This is a genomic window from Alphaproteobacteria bacterium (genome assembly GCA_024244705.1).
GTDB lineage: Bacteria > Pseudomonadota > Alphaproteobacteria > JAAEOK01 > JAAEOK01 > JAAEOK01.
In genome coordinates this window covers 72357-90471 of sequence record JAAEOK010000018.1, presented here as the reverse complement: position 1 = coordinate 90471, position 18115 = coordinate 72357, and the positions used below count along the sequence as shown (strand labels likewise).

Here is an 18115-nt window from a genome sequence, read left to right as displayed (position 1 = left end):
CTCGGTGGCGACCCCGCGGTTGCCCTCGGTGTCGACGCTGCCGGGACAGATCGCGTTGACGTTGATGCCGTGCGGCGCCAGCTCGATGGCCAGGCTCTTCATCAGCCCGATGACGCCGAACTTGGCGGCGCAGTAGCCGGCGACCCCGGCATAGCCCTTGAGGCCGGCCTGCGAGGCGATGAAGATGATGCGGCCGCCGCCGCGTTCGATCATGTGGGGCGCGGTCAGCTTGGCGCTGAGCCAGGCACCAGTGAGGTTGACGTCGAGGACGGTGTGCCAGGCGTCCTCCGAAATTTCCCACGCCGGCATGAACGGCGCGCCGATGCCGGCGTTGGCGACCAGCACGTCGATGCGGCCGAGGTCGTCGATCGCCGCCGCCAGCGCCGCCGCGAGCTGGGCGCTCGAGCGCACGTCGGCGACCAAACCCAGGCCCCGCCGTCCGGCGGCTTCGACTTCGGCGACGGTGGCGTCGAGGTCGGCGCGGTCGGCGAGCGCGATGGTGCGGCCGGGAATGGCGGCGCAGATGTCGCAGACCGCGACGTCCGCCCCCTCGGCGGCGGCTTCGAGCGCGAACGCGCGGCCGAGGCCGCGCGCCCCGCCGGTGATGAAAACGACCTTGCCGTCGAGCCTGCCCATGACCGCGCCTTTCGTCGGTGGAGCGGGAGTCCCGCACGCCGCCCCGACGTGCGCCACCCCTCACGAGCCAGTTTAAACCGGCCGAGACCGCGACCAAAGGGCGTCTGGCGCATGCAAGCCCATAACCGAGAGTTATTTTCGGTTCGGGCGGTCCAGCTTTCGGGAAGCAGGTTACTTGCGTACGGCCTGGCTATTGCGCTAGTCCTCCACGAGATAGCAATTACCGGAGCGGTCACGCGACAATGAACGTAAAGATCAACGAACTCATGGCCAAGAAAGTGATCACCGCCCAGCGCCATCACTCGGTGGAGCATGTCCGGAACATGATGGCACGAAACCGCATTCATGCGATTCCCGTCGTCGGTCCCGACGACGAACCGGTAGGAATCGTCACGTCGGCCGATTTGCTCGGCGATCACAAGGAAGCGTCTCCCATAAGCGGCGTGATGACCGACCGCGTTTACACCGTACCCGCTTACAACGATGTCAGCGTGGCGGCGCGTATCATGCGCAAGCACAAGATTCACCACGTTGTCGTCTCCCATGAGAAACGAGTGGTCGGCATCATAAGCTCATTCGACTTGTTGAAGCTTGTCGAAGACCGACGATTCGTCATGAAGAACCCACCGGAAAAATCGAAGAAGAAGCGCCGGGAATAGAGGCTGGAGTGTCGGATCGGGATCGATCAATGCGATTGGGTGTGCCCGACTCGCTCCGCGTCTCCTGGGGGACCAAGAATCGAGATGTCCCTGGGCGGCGATCGCCCTGAGATTCAATGCGCGCGATGGCCCTATAATGAGGTTCCAGGCCAATGGGGCTCGCCGTTGGCTCTGAGGCTTGAGCCTTGACGACCGAAATCTTGGCGGATCTAGAGCGGTTTCAAAGAACTCCAAGTCAATTCTGTTTCACATCCGGCGTGCCGGTCCACCAGAAAGCAAGTGCGGCGCGATGCCGAAGCATCGGGCAAGCTTGCTGACGCCGTGGCCGGCCGCCGGATGGAAACCCTACGGGACGGGCGGTTTCGGCCGCCGGGTGCGTCGCTCGTCACTCGATATGCTTCAGCATGTCGTCGCTCCTCGCTCCTGTCCGGCGGCCAAAAGCGCTCCGTCAGAATGGCTCCGAGTTCTTTGAAACCGCTCTAGCCGGTCGGGTGTCGTAAATCTCAGCGTCCCATCATCGGCCGCACATTTGCACATTGACATCGGCAAGGAGTTTTGATGGGAATCAATCGATCCTCACGGTGGCCGCGATCAAACGACGCTATTTGTTCGTGGCACCAAACCGAGTGACCGGAAGTTCCGATGCTAAAGCGCGGGTTCAAGCGAATGCTGGCCGAAGCCAATGCCGTCATCGAGACGGTATCGGTACAGGATCTGCCTTATCACCTCGAAGACGAAGACGCCGTCCTCGTCGATGTCCGTGATATGGATGAACGGGAGCGTGACGGCGTAATTCCTGAATCGATTCATGTGTCGCGCGGCATGCTCGAGTTCCGCGCGGACCCCGAGAGCCCTATACACAATATAGAATTGAAACCGGACCGGCGCATCATACTCTATTGCGGTACCGGTGGTCGCTCTGCCCTAGCTGCAAAGACGCTGCACGATATGGGGTTCTCGGATGTCACCTCGCTGGCGGGCGGCTATGAAGCCTGGCGCTTGGCCCAAAAGTCTTAGCGAATTTCGGGTGTCTGCGGATTTCTGTCTCACCTTCGCTCCTCAATGGGCTGCGATGGCCGGCGGAAGGCCGCGTCTAGCCATCGACGCCCGAATTCTCAGAAACCACCGGGGTTTCATCTCTCTTCGTTGAAGTGCCCACTCGGCCCATGGCGAACGCATTCGCTCAGATAGCTCTCGTCGTTGCTTGTCCGGTCGAAGCGCCCGAGGCTGAAGGCGCTCACGTCGATGCCTGGATCGCCGTCGGCAATCCAGTTTGCGAGCGCTCTGCCCATGCCGGCGGATCGGGACACACCGGCCGAATTCATCCCCGCCAGCACGAAGTAGTTCTTGAGGCCGGGGACCTCATCGAACAGCGGTTCGATGTCGGGCGTGAACGATTCGGGGCCATTGATCAAAGTCCGCACACCGGCCTGCTCGAGCGCCGGAATGCGATGGATGCACTCCTCCATATAGGGCATGAACTGGTCCCAATTCTCGTTCAACAGCGAGAAGAAAAACGGCTCCGGCAGATCGGACGGGCGAACCGGAATGGCGTTTCGATCGAAACAACCGAGCAGCAGGCCACCGACCTCTTCGCGGCCATAGATCAAACCGTCGGGATCGCGGAAGGTCGGCATGTCGGGATAAACACCGTCGATGCTCTCGGTCAGCACATAGAAGTGTTCGACCGGGTAGAGCGGTATGGCGACGTCGTTGCGAAGCCCCAGATCCCTGGCCCAAAGCCCGGCGCAATTGACGACCGTGTCGCATCGGACATCGCCGCGATCGGTCGCGACCCCGGTGACCCTCCCGTGCGAGGTCAGCGCATGGCTCACGGTAACGCCCTCGCAGACGCGCGCACCGCGTTGCTTGGCTTCCCGCACGAAGGCGGCGACCAGGTCGGTTGGGTTGACCCGGCCGTCGTCGGGGCTCCACAGGGCACCGACGATGTCGCCGGTGTGCAGAATGGGAATCCGGTCCTCTGTGGCACTCGTCGATATCTGCTCGACCGCGACACCGCAGGCCTGCAAGGTTCGGGCAATGACCTCGAACTCCCCGAGCCTTCTCTCGGTTCGCGCAACCATCACGCGGCCGCATTTTCTCCAGCCGATGTCATGGCGTTCGTGCAGCGCGGAGAGCAGGTCGACGCCATAGGTGTAGAGCCGAACCGTGTTGGGGTTCGAGCTCATGCGGACGATGTTTCCCGCCGAATGCCAGGTGGTGCCGCAGCCCAGCTGGCCGCGTTCAAGAATGAGCACGCCCTCGCAACCGAGCTCGGTCAGGTGCCAGGCGACGCTGGCACCGATCACGCCGCCACCGATAATCACGATATTGGATTGGGTTGGAATCTCCGACGTCAACGCCGAACCTCCTGCCAGCACAAGCCCGGAAAATGTAATAGACCGTCGGCCGGAATAGGAACAGCCCCAAGACCGGCACGCCGCCTCGACGGCTTTCTCGAAACGCCGATACGGCAATCGAGGCGAAAAGCCGATCTCGTTTCGCGCAAGTTTCGTGCGAGTCGCAATTCTCGCGACCAGCGGAAATCGGCTTAAGCTCTTGCTTTCAAATGGTGGGCGCGGCTGGGATTGAACCAGCGACCCCTACGATGTCAAAGGCGCACTAAGTCATAGTTTTCAGATAATTGAGCATCCCATTCACACAGGAGGCTGTGAATGGCGACTATCCGACAGCTGAAATCCGGGCGTTTCAACGTCCAGATAAGACGCAAGAACCTGAAACCCCTTACCCGATCATTTAACACCCACAACGAAGCAGAAGCCTGGGCATTCAAAATTGAGCAGAAAATCGATAACGGCCATATTCCAGGACCGCCCCTGCAATGCGATCAGAGCCGCAAAGATACTGCGACACGGCAGACCAGCTACTCCTTTGCCTATCTTGGCAGACGGTACTGCCACACTGCCTTGAAGGGTCGACCCACTTGCTTCAGTACCATAACCAGGATCGAACAGATTGCCGATCATCTGCCAGCTGACATGAGAGAAATCACCAAGCTCAAGGTAAACCAATACCGTTTGATGCGTCTCGAGCAGGTCGCCCCAGTCACATGTCGGGATGAGTTACAGCTGATTCACCGCATCTACCGGTGGGCTCACCGAGAAATGATCTTGGACAGCGGGGAACACCCTTCTCCCTGCTCTGAGATTTCCATGCCCGCAACTAGCAAGCCCCGCAACAGAGTAATTGAACGGGAAGAGCTAGACCTTCTCATATCAGAACTTTCTCCGGTCATGGGTGCGATTGTCGAACTGGCCTACGAGACAGCCATGCGGCGAGGGGAGATCGTCAGATTGACGTCCAAGCATCTGCACCTTGAACAACGCATATTATCGGTTGTGGATGGCAAGACCGGGGACCGATCCGTACCCCTCACCAGGAGGTCCGTAGAGCTCCTTACAGAGGCGTTAGAACGCTGCCATACTCCAGAGTCCAGATTGTTCCCAGTGACTCCCCATGCGGTCTCTACGGCCTTCAGGAGGGCCAGGAAGCGGGTTGGATTGGATGATGATGTGAGGCTGCACCAACTTCGACACACTAGGATTACTCAGTTAGCCAAAAAGGGTTTCAATCAGGCTCAGATCATGATGGTGAGCGGGCATCGGGATGTTAGGAGTGTTCAGCGATACACACACCTGAATGTACGGGATGTCATCGATCTCCTAGATTGAGCCAAGACATCAAGCTTCAGCCCCTCCAAGTTTCATATCCTGGGATAATTTCATGCCGCAAATGATGCCGCCAAATATGCGGAGACAAACAGTCCCCTAACCAAGTAGATTGCGCCGGAGGTGTATCTGAAGCGCAGGTCGATCCGCACTGGTTAACCAATCAGGCTGGGGATATGGACGTCTCATTCGAAGACTGGACAGGCGGACGGTCAATTAGTTCCTACGGCACAAATGCGGGTGCCGAAGAACTTCCGTTTCAAACATGGCGAAAATTCAAAGAAGCGTATACGCCTGAACTCATTGCCCAAGCGCTTAGTGAGAGCAAAAATTCCGTTCGACGTTGCTTCGATCCTTTCGGCGGTTCAGGAACGACTGCCCTTGCGTGTCAGTTTCTAGGCGTCCATCCGACAACATGCGAAGTCAATCCTTACCTCGCCGACCTTATTGAGGCCAAGCTCTCCCAATACAACACCAATGATCTTGCCAGTGACGTTGGACGAATCGCTAGCCTCGTCAAGGATAGAAATTGCGACAAAATAACTAATCTCGACTATTTGCCTGCGACATTCATTGAACCTGGTTTAAAAGGCCGATGGATATTTGACAAGGCGATCGCATGCAGGATTGCAGCATTCATTCATGCAATTGATTCACTAGAGAACCCCCGCCACCAAAGATTATTTAGAGTCCAACTCGGCGGCGTGCTCATCGATGTCAGTAACATTGTAATTAGCGGCAAAGGACGGAGGTATAGGAGAGGTTGGCAAGAACGGCATTTGCAGCCAGAGAAACTTGATGACTCCTTCTTTGACTCCGCAAATAGAGCAATCCGAGAAATTCATGAGTTCGCCAAGCGACCCGAACTGAGCTTTAAACTTATTCGTGGCGATAGTCGCCGGGTCCGTTCTCGGCAGAAAGGCTGGGACTTGGCTGTTTTCTCCCCGCCTTATCCGAATTCATTCGACTATACAGACGTTTATAATGTTGAGCTTTGGACGCTAGGATACATAAAAGACTTTGAGGCAAATAGAGCCCTGCGTAAGGCGACTTTGAGCTCACACGTTCAGGTATCACGCAAATTCGCAGCTGCCCCTATTGGCTCCCCTCTTCTTGATGAAACCTTGGCGGAACTAAACAGCGTTAGACAATCGTTATGGGACCTCCGAATTCCGGACATGGTTGGCGCGTATTTTTCTGATCTCATAGGGATCCTCAAACGCATTCAACCGAAGCTATCGGACAGCGCAAGTGCTTGGCTTGTTGTCGGTGACAGTCAATATGCCGACGTACAAATTGCAACAGCCAAGATCATCGGCCAGCTATCGCCTGGCGCAGGATGGCATGTCAGAAGCATCGAACCTTTCAGGTCAATGCGCCTCTCCCCTCAGCAAGGGGGACGTCCAGAACTTGCGGAATCGCTGATTATACTTGATAAATAAGACTACGCCTGCGCTGCGGCTTTAGTAGCTCTAAATTGCTTTGAAGTGGCATACAAGAACCAACGCCGAAGATGGACTTCGAGTTTGTTCGCAAGGCTTTTTACGTGTTGAAAACATTTTGTTTCTCCCACGTCCTCAGTTCTCATATCGAAACAAAAAAGCGCTCCCCACTTAGCCTCTTTGCCATCTCGATATGTAGCTGCTTGCTCGACTCCCGACTTTATCCAATCTCTAGTCACTTTGTCCGAAACTTCGGTTCCTGTAGAGCGGTACTTCCGGAGCACTTTCAACTCTAAAATACCGTGTTGCGTCACAATGCTCCTGTCAATTGGATCATTTTCTATGATCTCGATATCAAGCCGTCCCGCCGGCATGGGTTGTTCTCGTCGGATAACGCAGGTCGGAAATGCGGAATTTAATGCTATCTCAAGGTACATCTGCACCCGATCTTCTGCATCCTTCTTTGGATGCCATTTATTTCTATCTTGCCAAAGTTTAGCAGGCCGGGGCTGCGCTTCAGATGTGAACATTTTTTGATCGTAGGTGTCTTGGACAACTTCTGTAACCTTTTCAATCGTCACTTCGACGGATGAAAAATTAATCTCGCAGCAATTGTCCGGTTGCCCCAACCCATTTGGGTAATATCGAAGAATGGGTTTTCTCGGTCTTGGGTCAAATACAATGGCGGGAACAGAGCTTAATGCCAGGGTATCGGCAACAAATACGAAGAGTAGATCATCGTCCTTGTTATCGAATTGGACATAGTAGCCACTGCAAGCCACACCACTTACAAACCAAACGCGCCCCGCTAGTACATTTTGCCCATTATCCAACATGGGCACACGTTTTGGATTTAGGGGCCTTGCTTCGACTGGCGGCGATGGCTGAAGTAAAAAGACTCCGGGTACGCCATTTTCAAGTTCATCCGTAGCTTCGGCTAGCCGTCGACGAACAAGTTTAGCGATGCTCGACCTGAAACGCAGGTCTTCAGACATAAGAGCATCTGCACCAACGCCAGCGTTGGCTCTTGCAGTATTTGCAAGATCGTCACCCGTCCATGGGCCAAGAGAGGATTCAACCTCAGCGTTGGTCATCAATCCTCCGCCGGAGATGACGGACATAGAGGTGAAGTTTTTCGCCTGGTGAAGCGATTCCCACCGGCATGACTTGGTCAAAGTACTCAGCGGCATTAGCCGAAAAATTTCGCGAACGTTTGGCTTCAAAGTCAACAACGTTATCGTTGGACGTCAATGGATCAGAATAGGTGGCGTCTTCACTAACGGCCCCGTCCAATTCGTCGTCGCTAAGTGCGGTCAATGCATGACCTAGTTCCAGGATGAATGCGCAAAGTCTGCTCTCCTCTTTGAACAGCCCTAGCGTGGAGAGGATTGGCTCTGCAAATTCATGGTTTAGGTTGTAGGACCCTTCTAATCGCCAACGACCTGCTTCATCTCGCACGTGCCCAACACCAGATATTACGGCCACGCCCATACCAACTAGCCTATCAAGATCGTTTTGAAGTTCTGGGTAAAATGGACCTCCTCGGCGTTTGAGAATTTTGCCGTCAAGTGGCGGGAGGTTCCAAACCGGTGACAATACGTTTGACAGATAGGCAAATGAATGAAGTCGGAGAATCCCGATTGGCGCAAGCCCCGTCCTCTCGGCCGCGCTCAAGAGCATAACAAGCCGAACTCGCCGACGAAGCGAGTTGACCGCCTCAGTCACCATTTTCTCCGCCTTGCTCTTGGTGGATTTTTGCTGGTTTTACGTGAACGCCTCTTTGGGGGCTCGATTTTCTTGTATAGATTTTTTAGGACCTTATCGTAGTCTGATCGTCGCTCTCGGATCGCTGCCGTCGGCTCAGCAATCTGCAATAGATCGACAACTCGTGACATCCGCTCTCCGGCAGGTGCAGAAAGTTTCAGAAGCTCTGGGACCAGTTCTCCCTCGACAAGATTAGATGCTATGGCTAGCCGGTTTCCAATTTCTATATCGGCGAACCTTGAGAGGACTATTGCTGCCCCAGACACAAAAACAGCATCGAGAGAAGACTCTGGCGCATCAATAACAAGACTGCTCTTGCCGCTACCGGATGCAATCTCCATCAAGGCCATCCTGAAAGCGAGATCGATAAATTCACGCTGGCTTTCCGACACCTGTTCAGGCCCACTTCTGCGAACCGGAGTCGGAAAATCGGTGCCGCTCATATCTAGTTCAAAAGCAGGAAACTCTATGGGCTCGCCAGTCTGCCCGACGCGGGCGAACTGAGGAGACCATACAAGTTCTACAGTTTCTAAAAGGAACCCTTCAGCGAATTTTGCAAACGCAGCCCTGATATCGCCAGAATGGGAGACCATTTTGCGGTTCTGTTTCTCAATGAAGGCACTAAATTCATTGCGTCTTTCAGTGATTTCATTGGTCATCGTAGAGACTTTGCTTCGCATAGAAGCAAGCTCCGATCGCTGCTTGTGAATCTCTTGCTCTTCTGGCGGGAGTCGATCGATTAACGCATCGATGCGGACTGATCTTTGGGTCACCTCCGCATCAAGTTCGGCAAGCTCTAACCTTAGCTGTTTTGCTTCCGACTCTGATTCTCTCAGCTCATTCAATGCCTCTTCTAATTCGGGCTCAATTTCCTCCAGGCTTTTCTCAGCTTTTTTCACTCGTCGGTCGGCCAATTTAGTCGTAGGCACTGCGTCTATTGCTTCGGAGAGGTCGGTGCCACAAACAACACAATTGTTCCCAGAAATTTTTTTTTCGAGGAGCGCAGACGCCTTTGGGGCATAACTGCCACACACAAGGCATTCCGCGTCAGCGAAGAGTTGGTCGAAAATGTACTTCGCACTTTCAGATTTTTGTGGGAATCGGCTTTCCACAGCCTTCAGCTTTGCGCGTTCAAACTCGCGGTAGCGACTCTCTCGTTCTTGCTGGGCCCTAAGAAGTCGCAGCTGACTTTTCTTGAGCCGATTGTCGATTTCTAAGAACCCCTGATCTAGGTCTTCCCGCCGCGATAAATCGCTCGATTGAAGATCCTCTAGAGTCCGCAACTCCTGTCGCACATTTTTGCTTTTGCGAACCTTTTCATTGACCCTTGCAAGGTCTTTCTCCTCGCTAAAAACCGTAGCACGGAGGTTTCGCATCTTGCTGTCGAGCTCGAGTATTGCACGTTCATCTTCGGTCCATTTTTTTGCGACCGATGGCGGTAAAAAGAGGCAACGCATCAGCTGCTTTTGGGCCGATGTATCCCAAACAAGTGCACGGCGATCCTCAAAATAGAAAACCATGTTGCGAAGGATCAGGATCCAGTCACCGAATGACCAAACACCCGCCATGTCAGCGATGAGTGTCTGATAAAATTTAGCCTCATCAAGTTCCTGTTCTTCGTCATCGATCACGAATTTGGTGAGCTCGAGATTATTTAGCCGACGCTCGATGACAACCGCCACTCCATCGATAAAAAACTTAAGTCGTGCAAACGCATCCGAGGCCCCATCCGTTACTCGATCGGCGAATACTTTTTGGCGTGACCTACTAATTCCTATTGCCTGAAGGCGAGCGTTACCCAAGGTCGTACCCGTGGCGAGGGCTGGAATGTCATAAGGTCCAGTCAACAGTCGGTAGATGATGGTAACCAGAGTGGTCTTTCCCAAGCCGTTTGCACCAAGTATCAGCGTCAATCCGGGCTGAAATTCGATAGAAAGGCCTTCTTTGGCTTGGCAACCTGGGTACATACCGTAACCAGATACCTTCAGCTGATCGAGGATGGGAAAGTTAATCATAGAATCTTCGCTGTTCTCTGATATAGACCACGCTAGGTTCAATTGGTGATATATGTCAGTAACGATCTACAAATGTGTAAAGAAAGTTTCCTGACCTCTTGCACGTCGGCGGGCCGCCAGCCTTGAGTAGGATCGATCGGGCCACGCACCTATGACAATCTACTCTCTCGGTCATGATACCGTCACCTTCAATACAATCTTCGGGCCTGACACAGGCAAATCTAAGGCGCGAGCCGGTGACGTAGGCATGTCATAGAGAAAAAATTTGAAATTTGCCCCTTTACCCCCGTAACCACTTTACTTATGCTACAACTTAATGTATAGTATAATCATTCGACGTTAGAGTGCGTTGAAACATAGCCGTGGTGGCCTTATAAGGGCGTAAATCCAACGGCCGTTTGGTCCAAGTCAGGACTAATGCGCCCAGAGCAATGTGAGTTGCCTGGGTTTTTTTGTTCCTTTATTTCAACCAAAGGAGGCAGCTATGGCAGCTGACGGCAATCCTCGTGCCGAAGTGTTTATCGATGGCGCGTGCATAGGAAACCCCGGCCCAGGTGGCTGGGGGGTCTTAGCGCTCATCGACGGCGAAGAGCGAGAATGGAGCGGAGGTCACCCTCAGACAACTAATCAACGGATGGAGTTGATGGGAGCAATAAAAGCTCTCGAACTCCTACCTGTCGATTGGCCGCTTCTCATCTTGACCGACAGTCAGTACGTCAAGAATGGCATCACTGATTGGATAAAGAACTGGAGACGAAATAAGTGGCGAAATGCTCAAGGGAAGCCTGTTGCAAACCAGGATCTGTGGAAGCGTTTAGAAGGTCTGGCAAAAGATAGGGTTATCGAATGGCAGTGGATACGTGGCCATGCTGGTAATCCGGGAAACGAGCGCGCAGATAGACTAGCAGAGTCCGCTGCCAGAATCGCGGGAGGTCAAATGCGAAGAGCTGGATAAACGATAGGTCCTGCGCCAACAGTCAGGAGAAAAACATGGACGAATTATTTGCAAAAGTCACAAACAAGCACATGGCTGATCAAGCGTTCGATGAAGCAATGGAAGACCTATATGGTGTAGAGGTTGTGGCCACCAAAGAAGCGATTCGAGAGGTAGAGGCACCACCTAAACGCGGAAGCAGCAAATCGGACTTCCTTTCAAACTCGGTCCAATTTGATGTGCACACTTGGTCGGAATATCCAGAGGTAAACAATTTCGTTGACGCGATATACGATAGTTATTTCCAAGGTCGCAAAATTCGAATCAAAAAGAAGCACCTCAAAGTACTTCTACTGCATTTATATGCGACTTGGTGCGACGACCCGTCTTGCGTGACCGCATGTTCCCGAAACAACAATGATTATGCTGCTGGCACGCGGTACAACGAGCTTCATATCTCAAGACTCACGATCAACGTAATGAACACCTTGATCGAAGCTAGACTGGTCGATGAGGAAATAGGGTTCAAAGACAGAACCACTGGTATCGGAAGGTACACCAGGATTTGGCCAACCGCTACATTGATTGAAATGTTTAAGAAGGCACGTTTTTCGCCTTTTGATATCATCAGTCATCAAGACCGTTTGTCAGTTATTTTGAGAGATCGCGATACGGATGAGTGCGGTTGCAAAGAGATCGAGTACGATCCAACTGAAGAGACAGAGCGCATGTCCGCGATGCTCCGCGAGTATAATAACTTGCTCGCCTCAACTCACATTGACATTCCAGAGTTAGAGAATCCCTGGATTGATATTGAAACGAATGACGAGCCGCATAGGCTTTTCGTGAATCAAAGAGACAAATTTGTACGCCGCATATTCAACCGTGGTTCTTTCGATTGCGGTGGACGATTCTGGGGCGGATGGTGGCAACGCTGCCCGAAAGATTACCGCGCAAAGATTTTCTTGGACGATCAGCCGACAAATGAGGTCGATTTCTCCGGCCTGCACATCGTCATGCTGTATGCCGAAGAGAGAGTGGATTATTGGGAAGCGGTTGGCGATGATCCGTATAAAATTCCGGCTCCAAACTTCATAAGAGACGAAGCACATAGCAGAGAGGTAGCGAAGCTTTTAATCTTGATGCTGTTGAATGCCAAATCAAATACACAGGCTTACAACGCCTTTCGCAGTAGGGCGTCAGTTGGCTCTGCCGAAAAAAGTTTAAAAAATAGTCAGCTTTCTGAAATCCACACTCTGCTTGAACGGAAGCACCCTCTTATCGCAAAGCATTTTGGAAGCGACGCTGGTATTAGGCTGATGAATAGGGATGCCAAGATCACAGAAATCATTCTGCAGACGTTCGTACAACGGTCGACACCCGCACTCTCACTACATGACAGTTACGTTGTTCCGGTTGGATACGAAGATTTCCTCATCGAGACAATGGGCCAGGCCTTCGAAAGTGTGATGGGGGTTCCGATGATGGGACACCGGGATGACGCTTTGAAAATTCAATCGGACTGTGTTGAAGATCTTGAAAGTGCGTTGATGTATTGGATGCCATACGAGGGATTGCCCTGGCAGGAACAGAATGAACAAGCATGGAGAGCGCGGGTTTACCCACGAAAGACGCAGAGATATTTAAAAAGCTGGAATAGTTTTCAGGAGTGGAGAAGAGAGAAAGGACAATAAGAAGCTATATAGAAAGGCAATAATAATAATTAGTAGAGAAGGATATTTCATTACTAAGACGGATTCGTTTTCACACTTATTTGGAATGGTAGATTTAATCTTCTATGCCCCCGATAACTCCAATGACGAATCGGAAACAAGCGCTCTCAATTTGTCCCCTATCCCCCAGATGGGTTGACAGGATTGGCCTGATGGATTCTGGTTTGTTTAAGCAAATCAATTCATTAGGCGGACTTTATGTCGGGATTTCAGGGTGGTGTTACGGGTGAATCGATTTCAGCACCTATGAAGATCGGATTTGACCGGCGTTTGAAGCTTCAGTTCCATGGTGCGAAGTTGAGTTCAGACGGCGGGTTGATTGTATTTCGTGAGCTGGACGATGCTCTGGGCCTGACCGAGATGGCAGCGTGGGAGTTGAGCGATAACCGCACCGGCAAGAACTCTCGCCACAATCTGCTCGCTATGTTCCGCCAATCGGTCTTTGGCCGGCTCGCCGGATATGAAGATGTCAATGATGCCGGGCGGCTGGCCCGTGATCCAGTGATGCGGCTGATCACCGGGCAGCAAGACTTTGATCGCCCTGCAGCTTCAGAAAGCCAGATGGGGCGGTTCGAGACAGGCACGCTCATCAGAAACAAAAATCTGACCGCATTGGCCGAGTTGAGTGGTAAGTGGATTGACCGGGTGCAACGTCTGCGCAAAGACCCCAATCTGATCCTTGATATTGATAGTTCCGAAAGCCCGGTGCACGGCGAGCAGGAATGCTCAGCTTATAACGGCCACTTCGGCTGCAGCTGTTATCATCCGCTCTTCGTCTTCAATCAACACGGTGATCTGGAAGGCTGTTCACTGCGCCCCGGCAATGTTCACAGCGCGGATAACTGGCAAGCCGTGCTTGATCCGGTTGTCAAACGCTATCGCTGGTCGGGCCTGTGGCGCAAATATCTACGAGGTGATGCCGCCTTCGCCATTCCTGAGTTGTTCGACTATCTGGAAGCCAATGATTTTGGCTATGCCATCAGGCTTAGCGCCAACAAGGTTCTGGAGAAAAGGATAGGACACCTTCTCAAGCGCAGACGGGGACGGCCATCGGTCCAAGTGGAACGGTATTATGCCAACTTCACCTATCGGGCAAAGAGCTGGAGCAAGCCGCGCCGGGTAGTCGCCAAGATCGAATGGCATTCCGGCGAGCTGTTTCCTCGTGTGGGTTTTGTGGTCACGACCCTGACTGTTTCCGATGAACGGGTGTTTGAGTTTTACAACCAGCGTGGAACAGCCGAGCAGTGGATCAGGCAAGGCAAATACGCCCTCAAATGGACGCGGCTGTCTTGCCGTAGTTTCAAAGCCAACGAAGTCCGGCTTCAGCTTCACGCGCTGGCCTACAACCTGGCCAACTTCCTGCGCACATTGGTCTTGCCAACAACCATTGCCGACTGGTCACTGACCAGCCTTCGGGATCGCATGATCAAGATCGGTGCAAAGGCTGTCCGGCACGCCCGCTCCGTCATCCTTCAACTGGCCGAAGTTACCGTACCCCGTGATCTATGGGCACAGATGCTGACGACAATTTCTGGCCTCAAGGCAAGGGCACAAGCGCCGTGACAGCCAATATCATCCAGCATCACTTTGGTTACGGGCGTGTCGCACGCGCAAACGCCGAGCTACACCCAAATTCGCAGGCAATCGGCCAAATCCCACCCGAATGGCGTCAAATCCGTGGAAGATAGGTCAGATGCCGCGCCACACCAAAACAGACTTGGGAAAAGCAACGGCCCATGCCAGTCTCACGCTACGAAGAAACCCATCTGGGGGATGTCGGCTCAGATATTTTGACGACGGACATCTCTGGCATCCTGGCTACAAGGTTATTCTGCGCGGAGAATGGAAAGTGCAACCTGGCTCCGTATTAACTAAATCACGGGAGAAAACAGCCAAGGGAGTTGAAGTGCGCGAATTTAAAATGCCGGAAAACTGTTACCGCTATAGCAGCGACGGCAACAAGCCCGTCAGCAAACAACAGTTTGGAAGATGGGAATGCGAGCAGTCGTTGATGTTGTTGTTAAATAAAAGAGTCGTGGAGCGCCGGAAGGACGACGTTTTCGGATTGGGCAAGAGGCGCGCGCCCCCATTTGTGCTGAAGCGGGACAAGACAACGATTGACAATCTCCTTGCGCAATGCCGGGACTGCTGAGGATTTTCTGAAAACTTCGTGGCCAGTTCGCAAATCCGGAGACGTTTTCATGCGGAAACTTGCAGCATTGGGAATGCTGGTTGTCCTGACGAGCGTCGCGCAGGCTGAGAATTTCTCGCTCACCGGCAGCTACGAGGGCCTCTACGCGTGCGACAGCACCACCGCCGGAGTGCCTTCGACCTGGGCACGCCCCTTGTCAGCGAAGATCGTGCAGGAAGGTGACAAGTTCACGATCGATCTGGAATACACGGACCTGCGCGAACGCGGCAATGAATATAGTCTCTACGCCGGCCAGCTCGCGCTCTCACCCTCCGGAAAGCTTTTGAGCGGCTATTTCGGAGCCTGCGGCGGTACGTTCCCGTCCAAGGAAATCGCCCGGATCTTCCCTTCCGCGACCGCCGCTTCTCCGTTTGCCATGTCGATCACCAGCGTCTGGGTCTCGGACAAGGTGCCGAACATTCCCGGTCTGACCGTCCAGACCTGCAAATGGAGTTTGACCCGGAAAAGCACCGAGAAGCCGGTGGTCAGGCCGTGCGAACGTCCGGCCGATTAGCGCCTGCCGGACGCCGGTTGAGGCGATGCGCCGCGTCCGCTTCAGACCTATTATGCGATATCAGCCAAGACCGCTTCGATAACCCGCACAATGTCCTGGCATTGCTGTGCATCAAGAGCATCGGGATTTACGGATTAATACGACCGTATATGAGGTTTCTCCAAAAGAAAAATCTCGTCTTAGACATTCAAAAAGGACAGACCACGCACAGGCCGTAAAGATCTTGAGCATCCGAATCTAAACCACAGAGACTCGCCACAATGATTGTCAGACTACCGCTTTCTAACCGGTCAACCCCGAAACTGGTAAGACCTCTATTTTCCTCTAGTGGTTTGGGGGTTCATCTCACTTTACGCCCTTCGCATTAACTTATTGAAAACATTATAAAATATCCAGAGTTGATTTGCCATTTATTCATTGGCAGTTCTTCCCACGTTTTCCTGAGAGAAAATCCATACCAATAAGATATTTCAGTGAGTTAAATTTTCGGGCTCTATTCGTCCAAATATGCTCAAAATCTCGGTCAGTAGCTACTACCTCCCCTAGTCGCTGAAAGATGCCCCCCTACCCCCCAAAGTACCCTTGGTGCTCTGATGCGGAACGACAGTTTTGCGGTGACTGGAGGGCGCGAAGCTCAGCGGGAGAATGCCAGCAGGGCCGAATGGCACTGACTGATGCGATGCCACCAGGCAGAGCTACTACGTTGACCGTTCACAGAAAGACGGTCAGAATCAGTGTGAACGCACTACTTAACCTACGGGGTGTTCAAAGTCTGAAAACGCGAAACCCCTTGTTTCCCAAGTGCTTTCAAATGGTGGGCGCGGCTGGGATTGAACCAGCGACCCCTACGATGTCAACGTAGTGCTCTCCCGCTGAGCTACGCGCCCGTCGCCGGTGGGACGGCGTGTTATACCGGAACCCCAGCCGAATTCAAGCCCGCGCCGCCGCCCCCGCGCCACGCCCCCGCACCGCCCTTTGCCGTGGGGTGACAGCCGCGCCCGAATGGGCTAAACGACGCAGCCATGTCGCTTGCCGCCGAAACACCTGCCGGCGAGGCCGCCGCCCCGCCGATCGAGATTCTTGCGCCCGCCCGCCAGACGGCGCCGGTGGTGTTCGCCTCGCCGCACAGCGGCGCCGCCTATCCCGACGCCTTCGTCGCCGCCGCCCGCCTGACCCCGCCGCTGCTGCGGCGCTCCGAGGACAGCTTCGTCGACGAGATCTTCGCCGCCGCGCCGGGCGCCGGGGCGCCGCTGTTGCGGGCCTTGTTCCCGCGCGCCTTCGTCGACCCCAACCGCGAGCCCTACGAGCTCGACCCGGCGATGTTCACCGAACCGCTGCCGGCGTGGGTCAATTCGCGCTCGCCGCGGGTCCGCGGCGGACTCGGCACGATCGCCCGGGTGGTCACCAACGGCGCCGAGATCTATCGCGCCAAACTCAGCTTCGCCGAGGCCGAGCGCCGCATCGCGGCCTATTACCGGCCCTACCACGACGCCCTCGGCGGGCTCGTCGCGGCGACCCGCGAACGGTTCGGCCGCTGCCTGTTGATCGACTGCCATTCGATGCCCTCGGTGGGCGGCCCGATGGACGCCGACCCGGGTCGCAGCCGGGTCGATTTCGTGCTCGGCGACCGCTACGGCACCTCGTGCGCCGGCGCCGTCACCGACCGCGTCGAAGGCGTGCTGACCGAGCTCGGCTACCGGGTCGAGCGCAACGTGCCCTATGCCGGCGGCTTCACCACCGCCCATTACGGCAAGCCCAGGACCGGCGTTCATACGCTGCAGATCGAGGTCAACCGCCGCCTCTACATGGACGAAGAACAGATCGTGCGCCTGCCCCGCATGGCCGTGCTGAGGCGCAACGTCGACCGCGTGGTCGCCGCGCTGACCGCCATCGCGGCGGCCGAGCTGACGCCATGAGCGCGGCCCCGGAAGGCGCGCTGCCGATCCTCGTCCGCGACGCCGGCGACGCCGACCAGGAGGCGATCGCCGCCATCTACCGCCACCATGTCGCCGCCGGCCGGGCGTCGTTCGAGGAGGTCGCGCCGACGGCGGCGGAACTGGCCTGGCGGCGGCGCGACATCACCGGCCGCGGCCTGCCCTATCTGGTCGCCGAGTGGGACACTGTGGTCCACGGATTCGCCTACGCGGCGCCCTACCGCACGCGCTCGGCTTACCGCTTTACCGTCGAGGATTCGATCTATGTCGACCCGGCGGCCGCCCGCCGCGGCATCGGCCAGGCGCTGCTGAGCCGGCTCATCGTGCTGTGCACCGCGCTCGGCTACCGGCAGATGGTGGCGGTCATCGGCGATTCCGCCAATGCCGGCTCGATCGCCCTGCATCGCGGGATGGGCTTCGCGATGGTCGGCACCCTGCCGGCGGTCGGCTTCAAGCTCGACCAGTGGGTCGACAGCGTCATCATGCAGCGGGCGCTCGGCGCCGGCGGCGCCGGCACCCCCGCCGAACCGCCGGGTGCGGCGTGACAAAAAACGGGCCGCACCAAAGGCGCGGCCCGAGTCTAAGGGAGGAAACGCTCGACAGG

General features: G+C 54.9%; 16 protein-coding genes and 1 tRNA gene. 11 read left to right on the top strand and 6 right to left on the bottom strand.

The genetic code is table 11. The annotated features are described in order from the left end of the window. Positions 1-636, bottom strand: a 636-nt coding sequence (locus GY791_01925) for an SDR family NAD(P)-dependent oxidoreductase (protein ID MCP4327180.1), incomplete at its 3' end; no start/stop codon positions are given. Positions 637-878: 242 nt separating this feature from the next. Here GY791_01925 and GY791_01920 point away from each other — a divergent pair. Both GY791_01920 and GY791_01915 read left to right on the top strand, forming a co-directional pair. Then, entirely contained in the window at positions 879-1295 is a 417-nt protein-coding gene (locus tag GY791_01920) for a CBS domain-containing protein (protein ID MCP4327179.1), read from the top strand. A 642-nt stretch (positions 1296-1937) separates the two neighbouring features. Beyond that, complete coding sequence (locus GY791_01915) at positions 1938-2312, top strand: rhodanese-like domain-containing protein (GenBank protein ID MCP4327178.1); 375 nt, start codon at positions 1938-1940, stop codon at positions 2310-2312. A gap of 116 nt (positions 2313-2428) precedes the next feature. On the opposite strand, the gene GY791_01910 is transcribed toward GY791_01915, so the two are convergent. Beyond that, positions 2429-3655, bottom strand: coding sequence for an FAD-binding oxidoreductase (locus GY791_01910; GenBank protein MCP4327177.1), 1227 nt, complete (start codon positions 3653-3655; stop codon positions 2429-2431). 315 nt (positions 3656-3970) lie between these two features. Between GY791_01910 and GY791_01905 the strand changes: the two genes are divergently transcribed. Together GY791_01905 and GY791_01900 are read left to right on the top strand one after the other, a co-directional pair. Continuing rightward, positions 3971-4987 carry a site-specific integrase gene (locus GY791_01905; protein MCP4327176.1) on the top strand — a complete coding sequence of 339 codons (1017 nt, stop codon included), beginning with the start codon at positions 3971-3973 and terminating at the stop codon, positions 4985-4987. Positions 4988-5160: 173 nt separating this feature from the next. Further along, positions 5161-6426, top strand: coding sequence for a site-specific DNA-methyltransferase (locus GY791_01900; GenBank protein ID MCP4327175.1), 1266 nt, complete (start codon positions 5161-5163; stop codon positions 6424-6426). A 2-nt stretch (positions 6427-6428) separates the two neighbouring features. Here the strand turns inward: GY791_01900 and GY791_01895 are convergent, their stop codons facing one another. The 3 genes from GY791_01895 to GY791_01885 are packed head-to-tail and all read right to left on the bottom strand — an operon-like array spanning position 6429 to position 10205. Beyond that, the gene (locus tag GY791_01895) at positions 6429-7520 is read right to left on the bottom strand and encodes a hypothetical protein (protein MCP4327174.1); all 1092 of its coding nucleotides are present in this window, start codon (positions 7518-7520) and stop codon (positions 6429-6431) included. After that, positions 7507-8154: a hypothetical protein gene (locus tag GY791_01890; GenBank protein MCP4327173.1), complete on the bottom strand. Its 648-nt coding sequence runs from the start codon at positions 8152-8154 to the stop codon at positions 7507-7509. Before GY791_01890 ends, GY791_01895 begins: the two co-directional genes overlap by 14 nt. After that, a complete protein-coding gene (locus GY791_01885; GenBank protein ID MCP4327172.1) occupies positions 8148-10205 on the bottom strand; it encodes an AAA family ATPase in 2058 nt (685 codons plus the stop codon). Before GY791_01885 ends, GY791_01890 begins: the two co-directional genes overlap by 7 nt. A 484-nt stretch (positions 10206-10689) precedes the next feature. Between GY791_01885 and rnhA the strand changes: the two genes are divergently transcribed. From rnhA to GY791_01860, 5 genes are all read left to right on the top strand, one after another. Next, positions 10690-11160, top strand: coding sequence for a ribonuclease HI (rnhA, locus tag GY791_01880; protein ID MCP4327171.1), 471 nt, complete (start codon positions 10690-10692; stop codon positions 11158-11160). Between the two features lie 35 nt (positions 11161-11195). After that, positions 11196-12833 (top strand): hypothetical protein, encoded by a 1638-nt coding sequence (locus GY791_01875; GenBank protein MCP4327170.1) that lies wholly within the window; start codon positions 11196-11198, stop codon positions 12831-12833. A 237-nt stretch (positions 12834-13070) separates the two neighbouring features. Continuing rightward, entirely contained in the window at positions 13071-14435 is a 1365-nt protein-coding gene (locus GY791_01870; GenBank protein MCP4327169.1) for an IS1380 family transposase, read from the top strand. A gap of 130 nt (positions 14436-14565) precedes the next feature. Then, positions 14566-15024, top strand: coding sequence for a hypothetical protein (locus GY791_01865; GenBank protein ID MCP4327168.1), 459 nt, complete (start codon positions 14566-14568; stop codon positions 15022-15024). 49 nt (positions 15025-15073) lie between these two features. Then, entirely contained in the window at positions 15074-15577 is a 504-nt protein-coding gene (locus GY791_01860) for a hypothetical protein (protein MCP4327167.1), read from the top strand. Between the two features lie 812 nt (positions 15578-16389). Here the strand turns inward: GY791_01860 and GY791_01855 are convergent. Continuing rightward, positions 16390-16464: transfer RNA gene (locus GY791_01855), tRNA-Val, on the bottom strand. Between the two features lie 135 nt (positions 16465-16599). Between GY791_01855 and GY791_01850 the strand changes: the two genes are divergently transcribed. Further along, entirely contained in the window at positions 16600-17493 is an 894-nt protein-coding gene (locus tag GY791_01850) for an N-formylglutamate amidohydrolase (GenBank protein MCP4327166.1), read from the top strand. Beyond that, positions 17490-18056 (top strand): N-acetyltransferase, encoded by a 567-nt coding sequence (locus GY791_01845; protein ID MCP4327165.1) that lies wholly within the window; start codon positions 17490-17492, stop codon positions 18054-18056. The genes GY791_01850 and GY791_01845 overlap by 4 nt, the downstream gene beginning before the upstream one ends. The last annotated feature ends 59 nt before the right edge of the window (positions 18057-18115 follow it).